The sequence below is a fragment of the Streptomyces sp. NPDC058653 genome, assembly GCF_042716895.1.
Lineage (GTDB): Bacteria > Actinomycetota > Actinomycetes > Streptomycetales > Streptomycetaceae > Streptomyces.
On record NZ_JBHXRM010000037.1, the window covers coordinates 44,691 to 67,813 of the forward strand.

Sequence of the window (23,123 nt, forward strand, 5' to 3'; positions counted from 1 at the left end):
AAGGGTGGTCCAGCCCGTGTACGGAGTCAGCGCCGGCACCCACGACGGCCTCCGCCGGGTCCCCGTCCAGCAGCGCAGCGCGGCGAGGCTCGCCCGGATCCTCGACGCCTGCGCCGAACTGCTCGACGAGACCGGCTACGAGGAGTTGTCCACCCGCGCCGTCGCCACCCGCGCGGGCGTGCCCATCGGCTCGGTGTACCGCTTCTTCGGCAACAAGCGCGCCATGACGGACGCGCTCGCCCGACGCAATCTGGACAGCTACGCCGCCCGCGTCGAGCGCCGGCTGACCGAGATCCCGGCCGCCGACCGGGAGGCCGCGGTGGACGCGGTCCTCGACGAGTACCTCGCCATGAAGCGCACGGTCCCGGGCTTCGGGCTGGTGGACTTCGGCACCAGGGTCCCGTCCGGTCCGCCCGGCGGGGCGCCCGCGCGGACCGCCGACGCCAACCACCGCGTCGCCGACCGCCTCACCGCACTGCTCGCCGCGCAACTGCGCCGGGAACCGGACGCCGCGCTGCACCGGACGGTCCTGGTCGCCGTCGAGGCGGCGGACGCGCTGTTCCAACTCGCCTTCCGTACGGAGGTGTCGGGCGATCCGGACATCATCGCCGAGACGCGGGAGCTGGTCCGCGCGTATCTGGCACGCACCGTGGGTTGACGGTCCCGGGTCCCGGGTCCGGGGTCGCGAGGCGGCGTGCCGCCGGATGCCGACCGGCGCGGTGCGCGGTCGCCCGGGCACCGATCAGGTCGCCCCCTTCCCTCATCCGTACCGGTCGGTATGCTCGGGAGCGCTCCGCGCGTCATCGCCGCCGCCCCTGGAGGACCCATGCCGCCCACCGGCCCCGCCCGCACCGCCCTGCGCGTCTGCCCCCTCTGCGAGGCCACCTGCGGACTGACCCTCACCATCGAGGGCACCACGGTCACCGGAGCGCGCGGCGACCGCGACGACGTGTTCAGCAAGGGCTTCATCTGCCCCAAGGGCGCAGCCTTCGGAGAGCTGGACACCGACCCCGACCGGCTGAGCACCCCGTTGATCCGTGACAACGGCGAGCTGAGGGAGGCGAGTTGGGACGAGGCGTTCGACCTGGTCGCCGCCCGGCTGCGCCCGCTGATCGAGGCGGATGGCCCGGGGGCCGTCGGCGTCGTTCTCGGCAACCCCAACGTCCACACCATGGCCGGCGCCCTCTATCCGCCCGTCCTGCTGTCCCTGCTGCGCACCCGTAACCTCTTCACCGCCTCCACCCTCGACCAGATGCCCAAACATGTGTCGTCCGGCCTGCTCTTCGGCGACGCCCTCGCGATCCCCGTGCCCGACCTGGACAACACCGGCCATCTGCTGCTCCTGGGCGCCAACCCCCTGGACTCCAACGGGAGCCTCTGCACCGCCCCCGACTTCCCCGGCAGGCTCAAGGCCCTGCGCGAGCGCGGCGGCACCCTCACCGTGGTCGACCCGCGCCGTACCCGCACCGCGCGTCTCGCCGACCGGCACCTGGCGATCCGGCCCGGCACCGACGCGCTGCTGCTCGCCGCCCTCGTCCAGGTCCTCTTCGACGAGGGGCTCACCGACCCCGGCCCACTCACCGCCCATCTCGAAGGACTCGACGAACTGCGCGCGGCGGTAGGGGACTTCACCCCCGACGCCGTCGCCGCCGCGTGCGACCTGGACGCCGAGGAGATCCGTACCCTCGCCCGTGAACTCGCCGCCGCGCCCACCGCCGCCGTCTACGGACGCATCGGAAGCTGCACCGTCGAGTACGGCACGCTCACCAGCTGGCTCGTCGACGTCCTCAACGCCCTCACCGGCAATCTCGACCGGCCGGGCGGCGCCCTCTTCCCGCTCTCCGCCACCGACCGGGCGCCCCGCCCCCCGGCCCCCGGCAAGGGATTCGCGCTCGGCCGCTGGGCCAGCAGGGTCGGCGGCCACCCGGAGGCCAAGGGCGAGCTGCCCATCGCCGTCCTCGCGGAGGAGATCGAGACACCCGGCGACGGCCGTATCCGCGCGGTGATCGCCCTCGCGGCCAACCCCGTGCTCTCCGCGCCCGACGGCAGCCGGCTCGAACGGGCGCTGGAGAGCCTGGACTTCATGGTCAGCGTCGACCCGTACCTGAACGAGACCTCGCGCCACGCGGACGTCGTACTGCCCCCGCCGCCGCCCTCGCGAGGCGCCCACTTCGACTTCGCCTTCAACGGCTTCGCCGTCCGCAACCAGGCGCGCTACAGCCCGCCCGCCGTCCCCCTGGCAGCCGGTTCCATGGACGAGTGCGAGATCCTCGCGCGGCTGGTGCTCGCCGTGGCCGGGATGCACGGGGCCGACCCCTCGGCCGTCGACGACCAGGTGATCGACCGTACGCTCACGAAGGCCGTCGAGGACCCGCTCTCACCGGTCCACGGACGCGACCCGAAAGAACTCGCCGCCGAACTCACCGGACCCGGGGGCCCCGAGCGCCGGCTCGACCTGATGCTGCGCCTCGGCCCGTACGGCGACGGATTCGGCGCCGACCCGGCGGGTCTCACCCTGGCCAGGCTCGCCGAACGGCCGCACGGCATCGACCTCGGGCCGCTGAAGCCCCGGATCCCCGGCATCCTCAGGACCCGCAGCGGGCGCGTCGAACTCCTCCCCGGGCCGATCGCCGCCGACCTGCCCCGGCTGCGCGCCGCGCTCGCCGCGGCACCGGCGTCCCTGGTGCTGGTCGGGCGCCGCCATCTGCGCTCGAACAACAGCTGGATGCACAACGTGCCCGCGCTCAACGGCGGTTCGAACCGCTGCACCGTCCAGGTTCATCCCACCGACGCCGAACGGCTCGGCCTCACCGACGGCTCACCGGCGCGCGTCACCACCGAGGCGGGCGAGATCACGATTCCGGTGGAGATCACCGACACGGTCCGGGCCGGGGTCGTGAGCGTGCCGCACGGCTGGGGCCACGACCGTCCCGGCACCCGGATGGCGGTGGCCCACGCGCGGCCGGGCGTCAACGTCAACCAGCTGCTCGACGGCACCAGGCGCGACCCGCTCTCGGGGACGTCGGTGCTCAACGGCTTCCCGGTCGAGCTGGCCCCCGTCTGACCGGCCGCCGCGTCCCGGACCGGCGGAGGTATGGTCGAACGCATGGCTGACTGGCTGGTGGGCGCCGATCCCGCGGGCACGCGTCCGCGGGTGCGCGGCGACCAGGGGAAGTTGAGCGTCGTGCGCGCCGTCCCGGCCCCACCGGTCGCGCTCACGGCCGCGATACCCCTCGGCACCGTCTGATGCCCGCGGGGGACCGTCGCTGGCTGCTCCGCCTCGTCATCGCCTTCGCCTTCTCCCAGGCGGCGGTGTCGATGGCACGGCCGGCCGTCTCCTACCGCGCCCTCGCACTCGGCGCCGACGAGCGCGCCGTCGGTGTCATCGCGGGGGTGTTCGCGCTGCTGCCGCTGTTCGCCGCCGTACCGCTGGGGCGCAGGACCGACCGGGGGCGCTGCGTTCCGCTCCTCGCCTTCGGCGCCGCGCTCATCGCCGTCGGATGCGGACTGAGCGGTACGGCGGGTTCGCTGGCCGCGCTCGCCGCCTGGAGCGGAGTGATGGGCCTCGGCCACCTCTGCTTCGTCATCGGCGCGCAGTCCATCGTCGCGCGCCGCAGCGCCCCGGACGAACAGGACCGCAACTTCGGCCACTTCACCATCGGCGCCTCGCTCGGCCAGCTCTTCGGGCCGGTCGCCGCCGGTCTGCTGGTCTCCGGCCACGACGGCGCGATGGGACGTACGAGTGCCCTCGCGCTCGTCGTCTCGGCGGGGGTCGCGGCCGTCTCCCTCACCTGTCTGCGACGGATCGAGCCACCGGTCGCGGTCGCACCGGGCCCGCCCGCCGAACGGACCGGGAGGGACGGAATGCCCCCCTCCGGCAAGGACGGGAAGTCGCCTTCCGGCAAGGTGCCCGTACGGCGCATCCTGCGCACCCGTGGCGTCCCCGGCGGAATCCTCGTCAGCCTCGCCGTGCTCTCGGCGACGGACATCCTCACCGCGTACCTCCCGGTCGTCGGCGAGGACCGGGGCATCTCCCCGACCACGATCGGTGTGCTGCTGAGCCTGCGCGCCGCCGCCGCGATCGCCTGCCGGCTGGTGATGACGCCGATGATCCACCGGCTGGGGCGTACGGTCCTGCTCACTGTCTCCTGTCTGCTCGGCGGGCTGCTCTGCGCGGGGATCGCGCTGCCCGTGCCGGTCTGGGGGATGGCCCTGATGCTCGTGGCGCTCGGTTTCTGTCTCGGTGTGGGGCAGCCGCTGTCGATGACCACGGTCGTACGGGCGGCGCCGGCCGAGGCGCGCTCCACCGCCCTCGCCCTCAGGCTCACCGGCAACCGCCTCGGGCAGGTCGCCGCCCCCGCGTCCGCCGGGCTCGTCGCCGGAGTCGCGGGTACGGGCGCGCCGTTCATGATGCTCGGAGTGCTGCTGATGGGCGCGGCGGGCCTCGGCGTACGGAGCACGCCGCGCGATCCCGTGCCGGCGCCCCCGGCACGCGCCCCGGCCAACGCCCCTGAGGAAGCGCCCGTACCGGCCGAGGAGAGCCACGACCGCCGCTGAGATCGACGGCCCCCGGCGCCGGAAGCGGTGGTCACGGCCGACGAGGGCCGTCGCGCGATCACGGAAGAGCGCTCTCCTCGTACGGACCGGTCCTGACGCGCGATCACGGCCGACGGAGCTGCCCCGTGTCCGTGGACCCGCCCGGCCTCGGCATGTGACGTGCGGGACCCCCGGGGTCCCTGGCGCCGGAAAACTAACACCGCTAGTTTGGGGTGCGGCGACGCCGAACCGCAGCGGCACGCGGGAGCCCCGGGAGGAACAGCGATGAAGGCACTGAGCGGCATGTACACGGGCGGCGAATGGCGGCCCGCCGCCGGGCCCGACACCATCGCCGTCGTCAACCCGGCGACCGAGCGGATCATCGCGGAGGTCCCGGCCGGCACCGCCGAGGACATCGACGCCGCCGTACGCGCCGCGCGGGCCGCCTTCCCCGGCTGGGCGGCCACCCCGCCCGCCGAACGCGCCGCGCGCCTGGCGGCCCTGCGGGACGTGATGGCCACCCGCAAGGAAGAGATCGCCGCGACCGTCACCGCCGAACTGGGCTCGCCGCTGCGCCTGTCGAGGGCGGTGCACGCCTCGTCGCCGGTCGCCGTCGCCGGCTCGTACGCCGAACTCGCCGCCGCCTACGCCTTCGAGGAGCGGATCGGCAACTCCACCGTGCTGATGGAGCCGGTGGGGGTCGTCGGCGCGATCACCCCCTGGAACTACCCGCTGCACCAGATCGTCGCCAAGGTCGCCCCCGCGCTCGCCGCCGGCTGCACGATCGTCGTCAAGCCCGCCGAGGACACCCCGCTGACCGCGCGGCTCTTCGCCGAGGCCGTCCACGAGGCGGGGCTGCCCGCCGGTGTCGTCAACGTGGTCACCGGCGTCGGCGCCGTCGCCGGGCAGGCGCTCGCCGCGCACGAGGACGTCGACTTGGTCTCCTTCACCGGCTCCACCGCCGTCGGTCGGCTGATCGGCGCCACCGCCGGAGCGGCCGTCAAACGGGTCGCGCTGGAGCTGGGCGGGAAGTCCGCGAACGTCATCCTGCCGAGCGCCGACCACGCGAGGGCGGTCAAGGCCGGGGTCGCCAATGTCATGACCAACTCCGGCCAGACATGCAGCGCCTGGACCCGGATGCTCGTCCACACCGACCGCTACGACGAGGCGGTGGAGGCCGCCGCCGCTGCCGTCGCCCCCTACCGGCCGGGCGATCCCCGGGACGAGCTGTGCCGGCTGGGCCCCGTCGTCAGCGCGGCACAGCACGCCCGGGTGCGCGGCTACATCGAGGCGGGTGTCGCCGAGGGCGCCCGGCTGGTCACGGGCGGAACCGAACCGCCCCACGACACCGGCTACTTCGTCGCCCCGACCGTCTTCGCCGACGTCACCCCTCGGATGACCATCGCGCAGGAGGAGATCTTCGGCCCCGTCCTGTCCATCCTCAGGTACGAGGACGAGGACGACGCCCTGAGGATCGCCAACGGCACGGTCTACGGGCTCGCCGGCGCGGTGTGGGCGGGCGAGGAGAGCGAGGCCGTCGCCTTCGCACGGCGGATGGACACCGGCCAGGTCGACATCAACGGCGGCCGGTTCAACCCCCTCGCCCCCTTCGGGGGGTACAAGCAGTCGGGCGTCGGCCGCGAACTGGGCCGACACGGACTCGCCGAGTACCTCCAGACCAAGTCCCTCCAGTTCTGACCCGGGAGAGAAACCCATCGTGGTCCGCGCCGCAGTCCTGCCCGCCGTCGGAGCTCCGCTGGAGATCACCGACATCGAACTGCCCGAACCCGGCCCCGGCCGGGTGAGGATCCGGCTCGCCGCCGCCGGGGTCTGCCACTCCGACCTGTCCCTCAGCGACGGCACGATGCGGCTGCCGGTCCCCGCCGTCCTCGGCCACGAGGGCGCCGGCACGGTCGTCTCCGTCGGCGAGGGCGTCACCCATGTCGCCCCGGGCGACGGTGCCGTACTCAACTGGGCGCCGTCCTGCGGAGAGTGCCACCACTGCGGGATCGGCGAAGTCTGGCTCTGCTCCTCGGCGCTGACCGGCGCGGGCGCCGTCCACGCCCGTACGGCCGACGGGACCGAACTCCATCCCGGCCTGAACGTCGCCACGTTCGCCGAGGAGACGGTCGTCGCCGCGAACTGCGTCCTGCCCGTCCCCGACGGCATCCCGCTCACCGACGCGGCACTGCTCGGCTGCGCCGTCCTCACCGGTTACGGCGCCGTGCACCACAGCGCCCGGGTGCGCGCGGGCGAGAGCGTCGTGGTCCTCGGCGTCGGCGGGGTCGGTCTTGCGGTGCTCCAGTCCGCCCGGATCGCCGGCGCCTCCACCGTCGTCGCCGTCGATGTCTCCCCGGAGAAGGAGGAGTTGGCACGGGCGGCCGGAGCCACCGACTATCTCGTCTCCTCCGCGACCACGGCCAAGGAGGTCCGCCGGCTCACCGGAGGGCGGGGCGCGGACGTCGCCGTGGAGTGCGCCGGCCGCGCGGTCACCATCCGCACCGCGTGGGAGTCCACCCGCAGGGGCGGCCGGACCACCGTCGTCGGCATCGGCGGCAAGGACCAGCAGGTCATGTTCAACGCGCTGGAGCTGTTCCACTGGGGCCGCACCCTGTCCGGGTGCGTGTACGGCAACTGCGACCCCGTCCGCGATCTCCCGGCCATCGCCGAACACGTCCGGGCCGGCCGTCTGGACCTCGGCTCGCTGGTGACCGAGCGGATAGGTCTCGACGGGATCCCCGCCGCGTTCGAGAACATGCTCGCCGGGCGCGGCGGCCGGGCCCTGATCGTCTTCTGAGCACCTCGTCCAGGGCGCGCGCCGTGCCCGAAGCCCCCCGGAGCCCGGAGCCCCCTCTCTCAGCTCTCCTGGGCCAGTCGGCCCTTCACCCGGCGCGGACGGGAGCGCGCCACCGCCACACCCGCCAGACAGAGCACACCGCCGGCGAGCGTGAGCGGCCCGGGGATCTCGTCCAGCAGCAGCCACGCCATCAGGACGACGATCGCCGGTACCGCGTAGGTCGTGGCCCCCATCCGTGACGCGGTCGTACGGGACAGGGCGTACGCCCAGGTCGTGAAGGCCAGCGCGGTCGGGAAGATCCCCAGATAGACCATGTTGAGCGTCGCGGAGAGCGGCGCGTGCGCGGCGTTCTGCACGAGCTGCCATCCGAACGGGAGACAGCCCACGGCGCCGATCAGCGCGCCGTAGGTGGTGACCTGCAACGGTGTCGCGTACGCCAGCGTGGGCTTCTGCGCCACCACGCCCCCCGCGTACGCCACCGCCGCCACCAGGCAGAGCAGCACGCCGAGTACGGAGGTGCTGCCGCCGCCGGCCATCGACAGACCCACCACCACGGCCCCGGCGAAGGACACCGCCATGCCGGTGAGCAGCCGCGGCGCGAGGTTCTCGCCCAGCAGACGGAAGGCGAGCAGCGCCATGAGCAGCGGCGCGATGTTCACGACGAGCGACGCCGTGCCCGCGTCGACGAGCTGTTCGCCCCAGTTGAGGACGACCGAGTAGCCGCCGAACCAGAGCAGTCCGGAGACCACGATGCCGGGCCAGGCGGCCCGCGCGGGCAGCCCTTCCCGGCGTATCAAGAGGATCGCGACCAGCACCAGCGCTCCGGTCAGCAGCCGCCCGAGCGCCAGCGCGCCCGGCGCGTACGCCTCGCCCGCGCTGCGGATGGAGACGAACGCCGAGGCCCAGAGCACGACCGTGACCCCGGCGGCGGCCAGGGCCAGCGGCTGCGCGCGACCGGTCGCCGGGGTGGTCGCCGGAGTCGCCGTGCCGGGAACGGCCGTCGGGGCGGCCGGGCGCGCCTGGGCGCGCGGAGGTGAGAATTTCGCCATACGGGCGATGCTAAGCCCTTAACAGTTCGGCTGTCACCGAAGTATTGCTGGCTCGATCCCCAGAAGTTCGGCGAAGACCCGCTCCCCGGTCGGGGTCACCCGTACCGCCCGCTCCGTACCGATGCGTACGCACCACTTCGATTCGAGGGCGAGACGGCACAGTCCCGCCCCCGCCACCCCCGCCAGATGGCGCCGGCGCTCCGTCCAGTCCAGACACGAGCTGACCACCGGGCGCCGGCCGGCGGACTCCAGCGCGATGTTCCGCCCGCGGAACCACTGGGTGCCCTCGTCGGTGAGGGCGAAGCCCGCCTCCATGAGCAGCAGCCCGCGCCCTGCCATGGCCTCGGTGAGGGCCACCCCGAGCCGGCCGGCGAAGTGGTCGTAGCACGTGCGTCCCCGTGCCATGGCGCCGCTCGCCCTCGACGCGCGCACGATGTGCGGGCTGTCCCGGCCCGGCATGACGTGCGCGGCGAGGGACTCGACCAGTTCGGCGGTGGTGGCGTCGGCCAGCCGTACGTACCGATGGCGGCCCTGCCGCTCCTCGGTGACCAGCCGGGCGGCGATCAGCTTCCCGATGTGCTCGCTGGCGGTGGACGCGGCGACACCGGCCTCGCGGGCCAGCTCCCCGGCCGTCCAGGCGCGCCCGTCGAGCAGGGAGAGGCAGAAGACGGCGCGGGTCTCGTCGGCGAGCAGTGCGGCGAAGCCCGCCAGGAGCGAGCCGGGGGAGGCCGAGGGGGCGGGGAGGCCGAAGGAGTCGCCCGTGGTGGGGGTGGAGGACGAGGGGGTGGTGGTCTGCGGCATACCTCCAGGGTGCCTCAGAAACGCTTCGGTGTGGCCCGAACTGTCTCGAACTGGGCGGCCAGCCCGTCGATCAGCGCCCTGAGCCCCGTCTCGAAGGCGCCCTCGTCCACCCGCTGCTGCCGTTCGGCCAGCAGATGGGCCTGGCCGAGATGCGGATAGTCGGCGGGGTCGTACGCCGTCTCGTCGTCCACGAAGCCCCGCGCGAACGAGCCGAGCGCCGATCCCGTGATGAAGTACCGCATCAGCGCCCCGATATGCGTCGCCTGGACCGGCGGCCACCCCGCCCGGACCATCGCGCCGAAGACCGTGTCGGCCACCCGCAGGCCCGCCGGACGGCGGCCCGGACCCTGGGCGAGCACGGGCACGATGTGCGGGTGGGCGGTGAGGGCGGCACGGTAGGAGACGGCGTAGTCGTGCAGCGCGGTGCGCCAGTCCCGTACGTCGTCCCTGTCGAACATCGACAGGTCGACCTGGGCGCTGACCGAGTCCGCGACCGCGTCGAGGATCTCGTCCTTGGTACGGAAGTGGTTGTAGAGGGACGGCCCGCTGACCCCCAGCTCCGCCGCCAGCCGTCGGGTGGAGAGGGCCCCGAGCCCCTCGGCGTCCACGAGCGCGCCGGCGGCCCGGACGATGCGGTCTCTGCTGAGCAGCGGCTTGCGGGGTCGGGCCATGGCGCACATCGTATGGCTGAGGCCGGGTGCCGGGCGTGCGCCCGCCAAGATCAGCCGGACTGGGCCTAAGCGCTTGCTCACCTTCGGGGGTAGGGTGTGCGTTCTGCCGACCGGAAGGGGCGAGAGCGATGCGTACGGCGGAACGGACGGCCGACGGCGAGGGTGTGCCGTGGGGTGAGGTCACCCCCGAGGCGGCCAGAAGGCTGCTGGTCGCCGCTGTGGAGGCCTTCGCCGAGCGCGGCTACCACGCCACCACCACCCGCGACATCGCGAGCCGTGCCGGGATGAGCCCGGCGGCGCTCTACATCCACTTCAAGACCAAGGAAGAGCTGCTCCACCGGATCAGCCGGATCGGCCACGACAAGGCCCTGGAGGTCCTGACCGCCGCCGCCGACCGCGAGGGCACCGCGACCGAGCGCCTCACCGACGCCGTCCGCTCGTTCGTCGGCTGGCACGCGACCCGGCACACCACGGCGCGCGTGGTCCAGTACGAACTCGACGCGCTGGCCGAGGAGCACCGCGCCGAGATCGTCGAACTGCGCAGGCGCAGCGACGCCACCGTGCGCCGGATCCTCCAGGACGGCGTACGGGACGGGGAGTTCGACGTACCGGACGTGCCCGGCACCACCCTGGCCGTGCTGTCGCTCTGCATCGACGTGGCGCGCTGGTTCAACGCGCGGGGCCGCCGGACGCCCGACGAGGTCGGCGCCCTCTACGCCGACCTCGTGCTGCGCATGGTGGTGGCACGGGAGGGTCCATCGCCCGCCGGGACGCTGCCCGCCGGGACCGAGGGTCAGAAGTAGTAGCGGGAGACCGACTCCGCCACACACACCGGCTTCTCGGCGCCCTCGCGCTCGACCGTGACGAGGGCGGTGACCTGCACACCCCCGCCGGCTTCGGCGACCTCCTTCAGCACGGCGGTCGCGCGCACCCGGGAGCCCGCCGGCAGCGGGGAGGGGAAACGGACCTTGTTGGCGCCGTAGTTGACGCCCATCGTCACGTTCTCGACGGTCAGGATCTGCGGGAAGAGGACCGGCAGGAGCGACAGCGTCAGATAGCCGTGCGCGATGGTCGTGCCGAACGGCCCCTTGGCCGCCTGCTCCGGGTCCACATGGATCCACTGGTGGTCGCCGGTGGCCGCGGCGAAGAGATCGATCCGCTCCTGGTCGACCTCCAGCCAGTCGCTGTGGCCCAACTGCTCGCCGACCGCGGCGCGCAGTTCCGCTGCGGATGTGAAGATCCTCGGCTCAGCCATGTCTGTCGATCCCTGCCTCTCGGGCGCCGTCCGAGACGCCGTCTCCAATGCCGTCCGCGCGGGTGTCCAAGCGCTTGCTCAGCATGGTTGGGGCGTCGGGTCCTGTCAACGCGTGACACGGCGCCCCCGTAGGCTCGGTCGGGTGCCTCAGATTCCGGAGAAGATCCACGAACTCACCGTCGGGCAGCTGTCGGCGCGCAGCGGCGCGGCTCCGTCGGCCCTTCACTTCTACGAGGCGAAGGGGCTGATCAGCAGCCGCAGGACCAGCGGCAACCAACGCCGCTACAGCAGGGACATGCTCCGCCGGGTCGCCTTCGTCCGCGCGGCCCAGCGGGTGGGCATCCCGCTCGCCACCATCGGGGACGCCCTCGCGGAGCTTCCCGAGGGGCGTACGCCCAACCACGAGGACTGGGCACGGCTCTCGCGGGCGTGGCGCTCGGAACTCGACGAGCGCATCAGACAGCTCGGCCGGCTGCGCGACCATCTGACCGACTGCATCGGCTGCGGCTGTCTCTCGCTGGAGACCTGCGTCCTGTCCAACCCCGACGACCGGTTCGGCGACCGGATGTCCGGCTCCCGGCTCCTGGCGGAGCGCAGGCGCGCGCCCGAGTAGCCGCCGTGTCCCTCTTACGCGCGCTTGCGCGTGCCCCGGTCGCGGTCCGTACGCCCCGGCGGATCGGCGCGCCCTGACCGATCCGTTCCGTACACCGTGTGCCGCACACCGTCCGCCGCGGCTCGTTCCGCCGCGGACGGGACCCGCCGCCCCCGGTCCGGCGGGTCAGGCCACCGAGGCCAGCTCCCGCTGCCGTACGCGCTTGGCCCGTTCCATGGCCTCGGAGGTGAGAACGGGCCGCGGCACGACAATGCCACAGCCCTTGCACACCGGTCCCGACCAGGGAGCCTGCGAGAGATCCGGCCGCCAGACGATCCCCTTCTCCGCGCACACCGGGCACGCGCCGCCCGGTCCCGACTCCAGTCCGGCGATCAGCCGGCGCAACACTTCGGCGAGCGGCTTCGTCGGGTGCACGGCCGGGTCGTCGCACCGCGCCACCCCGTTGCCGCCCCAGGTCCGGCGGTGCCAGTCGTCGAACGTGCCCGGTCTTCTCAGCCCGTCGTGCTTCTCACGCTTGCGGCGCTTGGCGAACTGCACCTCGTAGGCCAGCCAGACGGCCCGCGCCTCTTCGAGTTCGTCGAGCGCGGCCACCAGCCGCGCCGGATCGGGAGCTCTGTCCTCCGGCTCGATGTCGTGCCGTTCGCAGAGGTGGTCCCAGGTGGCTCGATGCCCGTAAGGGGCGAATCGTTCAAGGCACTTACGCAGTGAATACCGGCGTAGTGCCAGATCACATCGCGGATCACGCACCTGTCTCGCGAGACTCCGGAATCCGGCCATCGCCTGCCACCTCCGTCGGTTGCTGCATCGGCGTCATCCAATAGACGTACGGGTGCCCGATCCGGTGCCATCGAAAATGCGATGGCAGCCATCAGGCGCGTTTTCACCCTGAGGGCTGCCGCCGGAGGTGGTCCGATTGACGGCGAGGGGCCCGCCCTTCGGACAGGCCCCTCCGCTCAGCGGTACTGGAGGTACCGGTTCCGGGTCGCCCGGAACTCCGCGAGTTCCTCCCGCCACGCGCCGACCACCTCGTCGGTGTCCGCCCCCGCGTCGATCAGCGTGCGGACGGACGTCGAGCCGGTCAGCCTGTCGATCCAGTTGTCCGGGCGCCAGGCGAAGCCGCTCCACGACCTCTTCGCCGTCACCAGCAGCGCGATGCCCGTACGCACCGGGTCGAACGACTCCCGGTCGTGGACGTGCAGTTGGACCCCGCCGACCGTCCTGCCCTGGAACTTGGAGAAGGTCGGCGCGAAGTAGGCCTCCCGGAAGCGGACCCCGCGAAGGCCCTCGGCGTTGGCGGCCTCGGCCCACGTACGGTCGATCCCCTCGGCGCCCAGGAGTTCGAAGGGGCGGGTCGTGCCGCGGCCCTCGGAGAGGTTGGTGCCCTCGAAGAGACAGGTGCCGGAGTAGACGAGGGCGGTCTCCGGGGTCGGCATGTTGGGGCTCGGGGGCACCCAGGGCAGCCCGGTCCCGTCGTAGAAGTCGGAGCGGCGCCAGCCGGACATCCTGACGATCTCCAGCTCCACCGGACGTTCGAGGAACTCGCCGTTGAAGAGCAGGGCCAGTTCGGCGACGGTCATGCCGTGTGCCTGCGAGATCGGTTTGCGGCCGACGAACGTCGCGAACTCCGGCCGCAGGACCGGGCCGAGCGCCGCCCGGCCGCTGACGGGGTTGGGGCGGTCGAGCACGACGAAGCGCCTGCCCGCGAGAGCCGCCGCCTCCATGCAGTCGTACAGCGTCCAGATGTAGGTGTAGAAGCGGGCGCCCGCGTCCTGGATGTCGAAGACGACCGTGTCGACACCGGACTCGGTGAAGACCTCGGCGAGCCGGTCCCCGCTGATCTGGTACGTGTCGTACACCGGCAGTCCGGTCGCCGGGTCGTCGTACCTCCCCTCCGAGCCGCCGGCCTGGGCGGTCCCCCGGAAACCGTGCTCGGGGCCGAAGACGGCGGTCAGGTCGACCCGTTCGTCCGGGTGCATCACATCGACGATGTGCCGGACGTCGCCCGTCACACCGGTCGGGTTGGTGACGACCCCGACCCGCCGGCCGTCGAGCAGCCGGTAGCCGTCGGCCGCGAGCCGGTCGAAGCCCGTACGGACCCGCCCGCCGTCACCGCCCCGGCCCCGGTCGGCCGCCGCGGCCGGAGTCCCGGCCACCCCCGCGGCACCCACGGCGCCCACCGCTCCCCCCGCGGCGAGCAGACCTCGTCTGGACAGGCTCATTCGGCCACCTCCGTGATCGGACCATCTGTCATGAACACGGACTCTAGGGGGCGGCCGGGTCCGACGGCCCGTTTCGGCCGCGCGCACGCCCGTTCCGGAGGTTCCCTTCCCTGCGACATACCGACTGGTTAGTCTGCCTGGGTCCAGCGGTGTGTTCCACAGTGGATTCGAGAGGCAGGTCCGATGAGTACGGTGCGGGGCGCGCGAGTGGTGGTCACAGGAGCCGGCGGTGGTATCGGCGCCGCGCTCGCCGGTAGATTCGCCGCCGGGGGCGCCCGGGTCGTCGTCAACGACCTCGATGCCGTCAAGGCCCACGCCGTCGCCGCGAGCATCGGCGGCATCCCCGTACCGGGCGAGGCCTCGGCCGTGGTCGAGCAGGCGCGCGACGCGCTCGGCGGCACCGTCGACATCTACTGCGCCAACGCGGGCTACGGCACGGCCGGTGACCCGTTCGCCGACGAGGAGGTCTGGGCGTCGGCCTGGGACGTCAACGTGATGGCGCATGTACGGGCCTCCCGGATCCTCCTGCCCGACTGGCTGGAGCGCGGCGAGGGCCGGTTCATCTCCACGGTCTCCGCCGCGGGACTGCTCACCATGATCGGCGCGGCCCCCTACAGCGTCACCAAGCACGGCGCCCTCGCCTACGCGGAATGGCTCTCGCTGACCTACAGCCACCGGGGGCTCAAGGTCCACGCGATCTGCCCGCAGGGAGTCCGTACGGACATGCTGACCGCCGCCGGATCGGCCGGCGAGCTCGTCCTCGCCCCGACGGCGATCGAGCCCGACGAGGTCGCCGACGCGCTCTTCGAGGCCATGGACGAGGAGCGGTTCCTGGTGCTGCCGCACGCCGACGTGGCCGAGTACTACCGCTCCCGCTCCGGCGACACCGACCGCTGGCTGGCCAGCATGAACCAGATTCAGCAGAAATGGGAAGGAACCGGGCCCTGAGTGAGGTCCTGGGCGCGCCGCCCGGGGCCACGGGTGGGAAGATCCTCGGGCGGTGGCCGCGTTCACGCCAGGAGAGAGCGGCCGGCACCATGGCGGCGGACACCGCTCGGGACCGAGGAAAGGCAGGTGGCGACAGTGGCCAGGAAGACGGACGGGAACGGTGTCCCGGTTCCCCAGCGGCTGTTGGCCGCCGCCACCCGGCTCTTCGCCGAGCAGGGCTACGGCAGCACGTCGGTCCAGGAGATCGTCGAGGCGGCGGGCGTCACCAAGGGCGCGCTGTACCACTACTTCGGCTCCAAGGAGGACCTCCTCCAGGAGGTGTACGCCCGGGTGCTCCGCCTCCAGCAGGAGCGGCTGGACGCCTTCGCCGACGCCGACGAGCCGGTCGAGCGGCGGCTGCGCGCGGCGGCGGCCGACGTGGTCGTGACCACCATCGACAATCTGGACGACGCGGCGATCTTCTTCCGCTCGATGCACCATCTGAGCCCGGAGAAGAACAAGCAGGTACGGGCCGAGCGCCGGCGCTACCACGAGCGCTTCCGCGCGCTCGTGGAGGAGGGCCAGCGCAGCGGGGTGTTCACCTCCGCCACACCGGCCGACCTGGTGGTGGACTACCACTTCGGATCGGTCCACCATCTCTCCACCTGGTACCGGCCGGACGGTCCGCTCACCCCGCAGCAGGTCGCCGACCACCTCGCCGACCTGCTGCTGCGCGCGCTGCGCCCCTGACTCCCGCCGGCTACAGGTACTTCTTCAACTCCCGCCGCGCCAGCGACCGTTGGTGCACCTCGTCGGGCCCGTCCGCCAGCCGCAGGGTCCGCGCGGCGGCCCACAGCTCCGCCAGCGGATAGTCCTGGCTCACCCCGCCCGCCCCGTGCAGCTGCACCGCGCTGTCGATGACGCCGACCACCGCGCGCGGCGTCGCGATCTTGATCGCCTGGATCTCCGTGTGCGCGCCCCGGTTGCCGACCGTGTCCATCAGCCAGGCCGTCTTCAGCACCAGCAGCCGCAGCTGCTCCACGGTCACCCGCGCGTCGGCGATCCAGTTCTGGACCACACCCTGCTGCGCGATGGCCTTCCCGAAGGCCGTACGGGAGACAGCCCGCCGGCACATCAGCTCGATGGCCCGCTCCGCCATGCCGATCAGCCGCATGCAGTGGTGGATCCGGCCGGGGCCGAGGCGGGCCTGGGCGATGGCGAAGCCGCCGCCCTCCTCACCGATCAGATTCGCCGCCGGGACGCGGACGTTGTCGAAGAGGACCTCGGCGTGGCCGCCGTGGGAGTGGTCCTCGTAGCCGTACACACTCATCGCGCGGACCACGGTCAGACCGGGGGTGTCGCGCGGGACGAGGATCATCGACTGCTGGCGGCGGGTGTCGGCGCCGTCCGGGTCGGTCTTGCCCATCACGATGAAGATCCGGCAGTCCGGGTTCATCGCCCCGGAGATGTACCACTTACGGCCGTTGATCACATAGTCGTCGCCGTCGCGCTCGATCCTGGTCCGGATGTTCGTCGCGTCGGACGAGGCGACCTCCGGCTCCGTCATCGCGAACGCCGAGCGGATCTCACCGTCGAGCAGCGGCTCCAGCCACCGCTTCTTCTGCTCGTCGCTGCCGAACTGGGCGAGCACCTCCATGTTCCCGGTGTCCGGCGCCGCGCAGTTGAGCGCCGTCGGGGCCAACTGCGGGCTGCGGCCGGTGATCTCGGCGAGCGGCGCGTACTGGAGGTTGGTCAGCCCCGCGCCGTGCTCCGCGTCCGGGAGGAAGAGATTCCACAGACCCTGTGCCCGGGCCTCCGCCTTGAGCTCCGGCACGACCGCCGGGGTGTCCCAGGGGTCGGTGAGCCGGCCCCGCTGTTCCTGGGCGACCGCCTCGGCGGGGTACACGTGCTCGTCCATGAACGTCAGCAACCTGGCGCGGAGTTCCTCGGTACGGGCGTCGAACGCGAAGTCCATGGACGGGTCAGCCTTCCTGGAGGGTGGTGAGGCCGTGCTCGATGAAGACGGGGACCAGGTCCCCGATGCGGTCGAAACCGCCGCCCAGCGTCTGGCCCAGCGTGTAGCGGTAGTGGATGCCTTCGAGGATCACGGCGAGCTTGAACCAGGCGAAGGCCGTGTACCAGGCGATCGCCGAGGTGTCGCGGCCGGAACCGGCGGCGTAGCGCTCGACCAGCTCGGCGGGCGTCGGGTGACCGGGCGCGCCCGCGGTCGTACTGATCGGGGAGCCCGTGATCTCCAGCGGCGCGCTGTACATCACCAGCAGACCGAGGTCGGTCAGCGGATCGCCGAGGGTGGACATCTCCCAGTCCAGCACCGCCCTGATCCGGTCGTCGTCACCGAGAAGGACGTTGTCGAGCCGGTAGTCCCCGTGGACGACGGTGGGTGCGGGGGAGACCGGCAGGGCGCGGCCCAGGGCGGCGTGCAACTCGTCGATGCCGGGCAGCTCCCGGTTGCGCGAGGCGTCCAACTGCTTGGCCCAGCGGCGCAGTTGGCGGTCGAGGAAGCCCTCGGGCCGGCCGAAGTCGGCGAGCCCCACCTCCCCGGGGTCCACCGCGTGCAGTTCGACGAGGGTGTCGACCAGACCCAGGAGGGCGGTGCGGGTGCGTCCGGGGCCGAGCGGGGCGAGCTGTTCGGCCGTACGGTACGGGGTCCCCTCCACGTACTCCATCAGGTAGAACGGCGCCCCGAGCACCTCCGGGTCCTCGCAGAGCAGCAGGGGCTCCGGCACCGGTACGGCCGTCGGGTACAGCGCGCTGATCACCCGGAACTCGCGCCTCATGTCGTGCGCCGTGGCGAGGACATGGCCGAGCGGCGGCCTGCGGACCACCCACTCGTGGGAGCCGTCGGTGACCAGATACGTCAGATTCGACCGGCCGCCCTCGATCAGCCGGGCGCTCAGCGGCCCGCCCACCAGACCGGGGCGCTCGCGGTCCAGACGGCCGCGCAGCCGCCCCGGGTCGAGTCCTGGTGGGGGACTGGCGCTCATCGGTCGTACCTCCATGGGCGGGCGGGGGGCGGTCGGATGCCTCGCCGTTCATGATGCCGACCAGTCGGTATGCCGTCCAGTGCGCGACGGGAACCGCGCCCCGTCCGTGACCCGGGCCGACGGGATCGGCGGGGATCGGCGGGGATCGGAGGGAGTGGCGGGATCGGTGGGAGTGGCCGGAGCGGCGGGAGTGGCGTGCCGGGTCCGGCGCACGGACCCGGCGAGGCGCCCCGGCGGTGTGCCCGGGCTGTCAGTGGTCGTCCCAGTGCCCCTCGTGGGCCGCGTGCCGATGGCCGTCGTGGACATAGTCCCGGTGGTCGCCGTGCGCCACGGCGGGATGGCCGCAGCCCTCGCCGTGCTGGTGGGGATGGCCCTCGTGGACGACATGGGCGGCCGGCTCGCACTCGTCCCAGTGCTCCGCGTGCCGCCGGTGCAGATGGCCGTCGTGCGCGTAGTCGACATGGTCGCCGTGCCGCACCTCGGTATGGCCGCAGGTCGGTCCGTGGGAGTGCTCGTGCGTCGGGTGTTCCTGATGAAGAGCCTTCATGATGTACGCCTTTGTTGGGTTCGGTGGTGATTTGCCCACCCGGACGGGACGCTATCAGCCCTGTCAGCGCCGGCCGGTGAGTCCGGTTCGCGTCCCGAAAATCGAATGACCGGACGGGACCCGCGCTGCTGAACTGGGAGACATGAAGGCCGAAGCACCCCCGCCGCCCCAGCCCTACCGCTGGTCGCTGTCCGCGTTCGGCGGCGGCCGGCCCGACCGACTCGGCACGCTCGGCGCCCACCGGGTCCAGAGCCCGCCCGAGCCCTCCGTGCTCCCCGAGCTGACCGCTGCCACCGCCAAGGTCCTCGCCCGCTCCGACGGCGCCGACCTCTGCTTCCTCGGCCGGTCGCTCGACTCGATGTACGACCTGCTGACCGGCGCGCTGGAGCACTCGCCGTGGGACGGGAGACTCCTGCGGCTGCCGATCTCCTGCATGGGCGACGCCGCCTGGAGCCCCGCCGCCCGGCGCCGCTTCCGTGAACATCTCGCCTCCGTGGGCCTGGAGCCGTACGCGCTGGCCCGCCGCAAGCGCCCCATCGCCCTGGTCGACGTCGTCGCCGAGGGGCGCAGCTACGGCACGCTCCACCGAGGGCTCGCCGACTGGATCGAGGAGAGCCGGGAGCCGTGGGCGGTGGTCCGGCGCAAGCTGCGCTATGTCGCGGTGACACGCCGTGTCCGCCCCGGCCCCCACACCTGGCGCTGGCAGCAGGACCCGTGCAACGCGTGGGTACGGACCCTGCCCGCCGGTCATATGAGCGACGTGTCCCTCGACGGCCGGGTGTGGGCGTATCTGGCAGACCATCAGCCGAAGGTCAACGAGTCCTTCCCGCACCGGAACTGGTTCGACGAGCCGTCGACGCCGGCGCCCCGGCACGACCGGGTCGCCCGCGCGCTCGCCGAGGCCCGGTACTTCACCGAGGCGGGCCGCGGCACCGACGTACGGGAGGAGCTGATCCGGCTGATGGCCCGTGAGCCGGGCTTCGCCGGGCGCGAACAGCGCCGGATCGCCCTGGCCCTGCGTACGAGGGCGACCTCCCGCACCGGCTCCGGCGCCCGCCCCCGCGCCGGGACACGGGCCCGCTACCGCACCGGCGACCGCTGAGGTCCGCCCCCTACAGGACGCTCACGCCGAACGCCGCCAGACAGACCACACACACCACCGCGGCGGCCCCCGCGCCCGTCGGCAGCGGGCGCGGCTCCGGCGTGTCCAGAACCGTGATCCGCCGGTGCGCCACCCACAGGAACACCAGCCAGACGAGCGCGCTCACCACCGCCGCCGCGACCCCGGCGGCCGTCACCTCGTCCCGGAGGACCTGCCGGCCCGCGAGCACCGCCACGACCGTGTACGTCAGCGTCGTACGCCGCCAGGCCAGCCGGGTCCGCTCCGGCTGGAGTCCGGGATCGCGGGTCGCCCCGGCGGCCGGGCCCCCCATCAGCGGGTCCCGTCCGCCGCCACCACGACCAGCATGACCAGGGCGACGGCGGCGACCGACAGACCCAGCAGCGTCGGGAACGCCGTCACCGGCAGATCCTCGCCCCGGCGCATCGCCCGCTCGCTGCGCACCCACTGGCTGATGGACCGCAGGGCGCTGAGCGCCCCGATGGCGAAGAGCACCACCGCCAGCCCCACCCGCACACCCCAGCGCAGGTCCGGCAGGAACTGATCGACCGCGAACCCGCCGCCCACCAGGGCGAGAGAGGTCCGGATCCAGGCGAGGAAGGTGCGCTCGTTGGCCAGTGAGAAGCGGTAGTCCGGGGTCGTGCCCTCGTCCCTGATCCGGCGGGGCGCGAACCACAGGCGCAGGCTCCGCACGAAGTCGTTCACACCTCGCACCCTAGGCCCTGTCCGCGCGCAGCCGTTCGTACGCGGCCACGCCGTCCGGCGCCCAGGCCCACCCCCCGGGGCCGCCGCGCTCCGCCAGCCGGCGCTCCAACTCCTCCTCCGTGAGGAACGCGTGCCAGTCGATCTCCTCCGCCTGCGGCGAGACCGGCAGCACGCACCGGACCTCGTAGACCCGCGACCACCAGCTCATCGGGCCGTCGTCCGCCTCGTACAGGAACGAGAACAGCGGGCGCGGGCGAGGCAGTCCGGGGACCCCCAGCTCCTCCTTGGCCTCGCGCAGCGCCGCGTCGTCGTAGCTCTCGCCCGCGCCCACCACACCGCCCACGAACATGTCGTGGTGGGAGGGGTGGACGAGCTTGGTCGCGGTTCTGCGGTGGACGAAGACCCGGTCCTCGGTGTCGCGCGCGAGGACGAAGACACAGCGGTGCCGCAGTCCCCGCGCGTACGCCTCGCCGCGCGTGGCCCTGCGGACGACGCGGTCCTTCTCGTCGACGATGTCGATGATCTCGTCAGCGGAGCTCATGCTCCCCATCCAAGCACCCGCCGTCCGGCCGGGCGGCGCCGCTGACCGGGGCGGGGGTACGGCCGGTCCGCCGTCGTACGGGAGAGCCCGGCCCGCGCACCGGTTGACTCGTTACCGGCCCGTACGGAAGATCGGACCACCTCAGTCGCCCCGAGAAGGTGGGAACCCATGGCGTACGACGCTGATGTGATCGTGATCGGCGCGGGACTGGCCGGACTGGTCGCCACCGCCGAACTCGTCGACGCCGGGCGCTCGGTCATCCTGCTCGACCAGGAGCCGGAGCGGTCCATAGGCGGGCAGGCGCACTGGTCCTTCGGCGGCATGTTCCTCGTGGACTCGCCCGAGCAGCGGCGGCTGCGGGTCAGGGACAGCCGGGACCTCGCGCTCCAGGACTGGCTCGGCACGGCCGGCTTCGACCGGGCCGAGGACCACTGGCCGCGCAGCTGGGCCGAGGCGTACGTCGACTTCGCCGCCGGTGAGAAACGCTCCTGGCTCCGTGAGCGGGGCATACGCTTCTTCCCGGTCGTCGGGTGGGCCGAGCGCGGCGGCTACGGCGCGAGCGGCCACGGCAACTCGGTGCCGCGCTTCCACATCACTTGGGGAACAGGACCCGGCGTCGTCGAGCCCTTCGAACGGCGGGTGCGCGAGGGCGTCGCCAAGGGACTGGTGACCTTCCGCTTCCGCCACCGGGTCACCGGACTCGCCGCGAACGCCGGCACCCTGGACACCGTGACCGGCGAGGTGCTGGAGCCGAGCGACGCGGAACGCGGCACGGCCAGCAGCCGCGTCACCACAGGCACCTTCGAACTCCGCGCGCAGGCCGTGATCGTGACGTCCGGCGGCATCGGCGGCAACCACGACCTCGTACGCGCGCAGTGGCCCGAACGCCTCGGCACCCCGCCCAGCACGATGCTCTCCGGCGTACCCGCCCATGTCGACGGTCTGATGCTCGGCATCACCGAGCGGGCAGGCGCCCACCACATCAACCGGGACCGGATGTGGCACTACACCGAGGGCATCGAGAACTGGAACCCGATCTGGGCCGCGCACGGCATCCGGATCCTGCCCGGTCCCTCGTCGCTCTGGCTCGACGCGCGCGGCCGGCGGCTGCCGGTGCCGCTGTTCCCCGGCTTCGACACGCTCGGCACGCTGGACCACATCATGCACACCGGGCACGACTACACCTGGTTCGTCCTCAACCGGCGCATCATCGGCAAGGAGTTCGCGCTCTCCGGCTCCGAACAGAACCCCGACCTGACCGGCAGGTCGGTCCGCGACGTGATCAAGCGCGCGCGCCAGGACGTGCCCGGACCGGTCAGGGCGTTCATGGACAACGGCGCCGACTTCGTCGTGGAGAAGGACCTCGCCTCGCTCGTCCGGGGGATGAACGCGCTCACCGGGGAACCGCTGATCGACGAGGACGAGCTGCGCCGCGAGATCACCGCCCGGGACCGCGAGGTCGCGAACCCCTTCACCAAGGACCTCCAGCTGACCGCAGTCCGAGGTGCGCGCGCCTATCTCGGCGACAAGCTGATCCGCACCGTGGCGCCGCACCGCGTTCTCGACCCCGAGGCGGGCCCGCTGATCGCCGTACGGCTGCACATCCTGACCCGCAAGTCGCTCGGCGGGCTCGAAACCGATCTGTCGTCACGGGTCCTGCGGGAGGACGGCACACCGCTGGCCGGGGTGTACGCGGCGGGGGAGGCGGCCGGATTCGGCGGCGGCGGGATGCACGGGTACCGCTCGCTGGAAGGGACGTTCCTCGGCGGCTGCGTCTTCTCCGGACGCGCGGCCGGGCGGGCGGCGGCGGAGGCCGTGGCCTGAGCGAGCGGCCCTCGGCGAAGGGGGCTAGGGGAGGCGCTCGACGACCCGGAAACGTTCCGCCACCACCAGAGTCCCGTCGTGCACCGTGAACGACGGGTCGCCGAGCGCCTCCCGCATCTCGTCGCCGTGCCAGAACGCCTCGTGGCCCGCGCGCCACGCCTCCACGGAGTCGTACCCCTCGCCCTCGTCGAGCGCGTGCTGGAGATCGACCTGCCCCAGCGGCAGCACCCGTACCTCCGTGAGTTCGAGCACCGCGATCTCCCGGCCGTCCGAGTCGATCAGCGCCGAACGCTCGCCGACCGGCGGCAGCTCCTCCTTCTCCGCCTCGTACTCGGCCAGCAGGCCCGTCGTCGAGACCTTCTCCCCGGAGAGCACCGCCGCGACCAGCTGATCGCGCAGCGGCCCGGGGAAGGCCAGCAGAAAGGGCGGGAGTGGTTCGCGGTGCTCCTGAGGTGTCTCCATGGCGTCAGTCTGCCGGAGTCTGACGAAACCATGACGGAAAGCCGGCGCCCC

General features: G+C 72.8%; 25 protein-coding genes. 12 read left to right on the forward strand and 13 right to left on the reverse strand.

Annotation, left to right across the window (positions count from 1 at the left end; translation table 11 throughout):
* The first annotated feature begins 16 nt into the window (after nt 1–16).
* From ACFWU9_RS26925 to ACFWU9_RS26950, 6 genes are all read left to right on the forward strand, one after another.
* Entirely contained in the window at nt 17–658 is a 642-nt protein-coding gene (locus ACFWU9_RS26925; protein ID WP_384322790.1) for a TetR family transcriptional regulator, read from the forward strand.
* Between the two features lie 168 nt (nt 659–826).
* Nucleotides 827–3,064 carry a molybdopterin oxidoreductase family protein gene (locus ACFWU9_RS26930; protein ID WP_384322792.1) on the forward strand — a complete coding sequence of 746 codons (2,238 nt, stop codon included), beginning with the start codon at nt 827–829 and terminating at the stop codon, nt 3,062–3,064.
* 42 nt (nt 3,065–3,106) lie between these two features.
* Complete coding sequence (locus ACFWU9_RS26935) at nt 3,107–3,247, forward strand: hypothetical protein (RefSeq protein WP_384322794.1); 141 nt, start codon at nt 3,107–3,109, stop codon at nt 3,245–3,247.
* On the forward strand, nt 3,247–4,557 hold the full coding sequence (locus ACFWU9_RS26940; protein WP_384322796.1) for an MFS transporter: 1,311 nt from the start codon (nt 3,247–3,249) through the stop codon (nt 4,555–4,557). The genes ACFWU9_RS26935 and ACFWU9_RS26940 overlap by 1 nt, the downstream gene beginning before the upstream one ends.
* Nucleotides 4,558–4,821: 264 nt before the next feature.
* The gene (locus ACFWU9_RS26945) at nt 4,822–6,234 is read left to right on the forward strand and encodes an aldehyde dehydrogenase family protein (protein WP_384322798.1); all 1,413 of its coding nucleotides are present in this window, start codon (nt 4,822–4,824) and stop codon (nt 6,232–6,234) included.
* Between the two features lie 19 nt (nt 6,235–6,253).
* Nucleotides 6,254–7,333: a Zn-dependent alcohol dehydrogenase gene (locus ACFWU9_RS26950; protein ID WP_384322800.1), complete on the forward strand. Its 1,080-nt coding sequence runs from the start codon at nt 6,254–6,256 to the stop codon at nt 7,331–7,333.
* A 59-nt stretch (nt 7,334–7,392) separates the two neighbouring features.
* Here the strand turns inward: ACFWU9_RS26950 and ACFWU9_RS26955 are convergent, their stop codons facing one another.
* The 3 genes from ACFWU9_RS26955 to ACFWU9_RS26965 are packed head-to-tail and all read right to left on the reverse strand — an operon-like array spanning nt 7,393 to nt 9,854.
* Nucleotides 7,393–8,382 (reverse strand): DMT family transporter, encoded by a 990-nt coding sequence (locus tag ACFWU9_RS26955; protein ID WP_384322802.1) that lies wholly within the window; start codon nt 8,380–8,382, stop codon nt 7,393–7,395.
* Between the two features lie 33 nt (nt 8,383–8,415).
* Entirely contained in the window at nt 8,416–9,183 is a 768-nt protein-coding gene (locus ACFWU9_RS26960) for an ArsR/SmtB family transcription factor (protein ID WP_384322804.1), read from the reverse strand.
* Nucleotides 9,184–9,197: 14 nt separating this feature from the next.
* Entirely contained in the window at nt 9,198–9,854 is a 657-nt protein-coding gene (locus ACFWU9_RS26965; RefSeq protein ID WP_384322806.1) for a TetR/AcrR family transcriptional regulator, read from the reverse strand.
* Nucleotides 9,855–9,982: 128 nt separating this feature from the next.
* On the opposite strand from ACFWU9_RS26965, the gene ACFWU9_RS26970 reads away from it, so the two are divergent.
* Nucleotides 9,983–10,657, forward strand: coding sequence for a TetR/AcrR family transcriptional regulator (locus ACFWU9_RS26970; RefSeq protein WP_384322808.1), 675 nt, complete (start codon nt 9,983–9,985; stop codon nt 10,655–10,657).
* On the opposite strand, the gene ACFWU9_RS26975 is transcribed toward ACFWU9_RS26970, so the two are convergent.
* Nucleotides 10,648–11,109, reverse strand: coding sequence for a MaoC family dehydratase (locus tag ACFWU9_RS26975; RefSeq protein WP_384322810.1), 462 nt, complete (start codon nt 11,107–11,109; stop codon nt 10,648–10,650). The genes ACFWU9_RS26970 and ACFWU9_RS26975 overlap by 10 nt on opposite strands.
* Nucleotides 11,110–11,251: 142 nt before the next feature.
* Here ACFWU9_RS26975 and soxR point away from each other — a divergent pair, with 142 nt between their 5' ends.
* Nucleotides 11,252–11,722: a redox-sensitive transcriptional activator SoxR gene (gene soxR / locus ACFWU9_RS26980; protein ID WP_384322812.1), complete on the forward strand. Its 471-nt coding sequence runs from the start codon at nt 11,252–11,254 to the stop codon at nt 11,720–11,722.
* A gap of 165 nt (nt 11,723–11,887) precedes the next feature.
* On the opposite strand, the gene ACFWU9_RS26985 is transcribed toward soxR, so the two are convergent.
* Both ACFWU9_RS26985 and ACFWU9_RS26990 read right to left on the reverse strand, forming a co-directional pair.
* Nucleotides 11,888–12,499 (reverse strand): hypothetical protein, encoded by a 612-nt coding sequence (locus ACFWU9_RS26985; RefSeq protein ID WP_384322814.1) that lies wholly within the window; start codon nt 12,497–12,499, stop codon nt 11,888–11,890.
* 176 nt (nt 12,500–12,675) lie between these two features.
* On the reverse strand, nt 12,676–13,941 hold the full coding sequence (locus ACFWU9_RS26990; protein ID WP_384322817.1) for an exo-beta-N-acetylmuramidase NamZ domain-containing protein: 1,266 nt from the start codon (nt 13,939–13,941) through the stop codon (nt 12,676–12,678).
* Between the two features lie 183 nt (nt 13,942–14,124).
* Here ACFWU9_RS26990 and ACFWU9_RS26995 point away from each other — a divergent pair, with 183 nt between their 5' ends.
* Nucleotides 14,125–14,889 (forward strand): SDR family oxidoreductase, encoded by a 765-nt coding sequence (locus ACFWU9_RS26995; RefSeq protein WP_384322819.1) that lies wholly within the window; start codon nt 14,125–14,127, stop codon nt 14,887–14,889.
* Between the two features lie 135 nt (nt 14,890–15,024).
* On the forward strand, nt 15,025–15,618 hold the full coding sequence (locus tag ACFWU9_RS27000) for a TetR/AcrR family transcriptional regulator (RefSeq protein ID WP_384322881.1): 594 nt from the start codon (nt 15,025–15,027) through the stop codon (nt 15,616–15,618).
* A gap of 10 nt (nt 15,619–15,628) precedes the next feature.
* Here ACFWU9_RS27000 and ACFWU9_RS27005 read toward each other — a convergent pair whose 3' ends face one another.
* The 3 genes from ACFWU9_RS27005 to ACFWU9_RS27015 form a co-directional block, all read right to left on the reverse strand.
* Complete coding sequence (locus tag ACFWU9_RS27005; protein WP_384322821.1) at nt 15,629–16,843, reverse strand: acyl-CoA dehydrogenase family protein; 1,215 nt, start codon at nt 16,841–16,843, stop codon at nt 15,629–15,631.
* A 7-nt stretch (nt 16,844–16,850) separates the two neighbouring features.
* A complete protein-coding gene (locus ACFWU9_RS27010) occupies nt 16,851–17,873 on the reverse strand; it encodes a phosphotransferase family protein (RefSeq protein ID WP_384322822.1) in 1,023 nt (340 codons plus the stop codon).
* A 250-nt stretch (nt 17,874–18,123) separates the two neighbouring features.
* The gene (locus ACFWU9_RS27015) at nt 18,124–18,420 is read right to left on the reverse strand and encodes a hypothetical protein (RefSeq protein ID WP_384322824.1); all 297 of its coding nucleotides are present in this window, start codon (nt 18,418–18,420) and stop codon (nt 18,124–18,126) included.
* Nucleotides 18,421–18,562: 142 nt separating this feature from the next.
* Between ACFWU9_RS27015 and ACFWU9_RS27020 the strand changes: the two genes are divergently transcribed.
* Nucleotides 18,563–19,522, forward strand: a complete 960-nt coding sequence (locus ACFWU9_RS27020; protein WP_384322826.1) for a hypothetical protein — start codon at nt 18,563–18,565, stop codon at nt 19,520–19,522.
* A 10-nt stretch (nt 19,523–19,532) separates the two neighbouring features.
* Here the strand turns inward: ACFWU9_RS27020 and ACFWU9_RS27025 are convergent, their stop codons facing one another.
* Genes ACFWU9_RS27025 through ACFWU9_RS27035 form a run of 3 tightly spaced genes read right to left on the reverse strand, consistent with a single transcriptional unit; the run spans nt 19,533 to nt 20,786 of the window.
* Complete coding sequence (locus tag ACFWU9_RS27025) at nt 19,533–19,853, reverse strand: DUF202 domain-containing protein (protein ID WP_384322828.1); 321 nt, start codon at nt 19,851–19,853, stop codon at nt 19,533–19,535.
* Nucleotides 19,853–20,245, reverse strand: a complete 393-nt coding sequence (locus tag ACFWU9_RS27030) for a YidH family protein (protein WP_384322830.1) — start codon at nt 20,243–20,245, stop codon at nt 19,853–19,855. Before ACFWU9_RS27030 ends, ACFWU9_RS27025 begins: the two co-directional genes overlap by 1 nt.
* Nucleotides 20,246–20,255: 10 nt before the next feature.
* Nucleotides 20,256–20,786: an NUDIX hydrolase gene (locus tag ACFWU9_RS27035; RefSeq protein WP_384322832.1), complete on the reverse strand. Its 531-nt coding sequence runs from the start codon at nt 20,784–20,786 to the stop codon at nt 20,256–20,258.
* A 168-nt stretch (nt 20,787–20,954) separates the two neighbouring features.
* Between ACFWU9_RS27035 and ACFWU9_RS27040 the strand changes: the two genes are divergently transcribed.
* Nucleotides 20,955–22,610 carry an FAD-binding dehydrogenase gene (locus tag ACFWU9_RS27040; RefSeq protein ID WP_384322834.1) on the forward strand — a complete coding sequence of 552 codons (1,656 nt, stop codon included), beginning with the start codon at nt 20,955–20,957 and terminating at the stop codon, nt 22,608–22,610.
* A gap of 24 nt (nt 22,611–22,634) precedes the next feature.
* On the opposite strand, the gene ACFWU9_RS27045 is transcribed toward ACFWU9_RS27040, so the two are convergent.
* Entirely contained in the window at nt 22,635–23,072 is a 438-nt protein-coding gene (locus ACFWU9_RS27045) for an ASCH domain-containing protein (RefSeq protein WP_384322836.1), read from the reverse strand.
* Between the last annotated feature and the right edge of the window lie 51 nt (nt 23,073–23,123).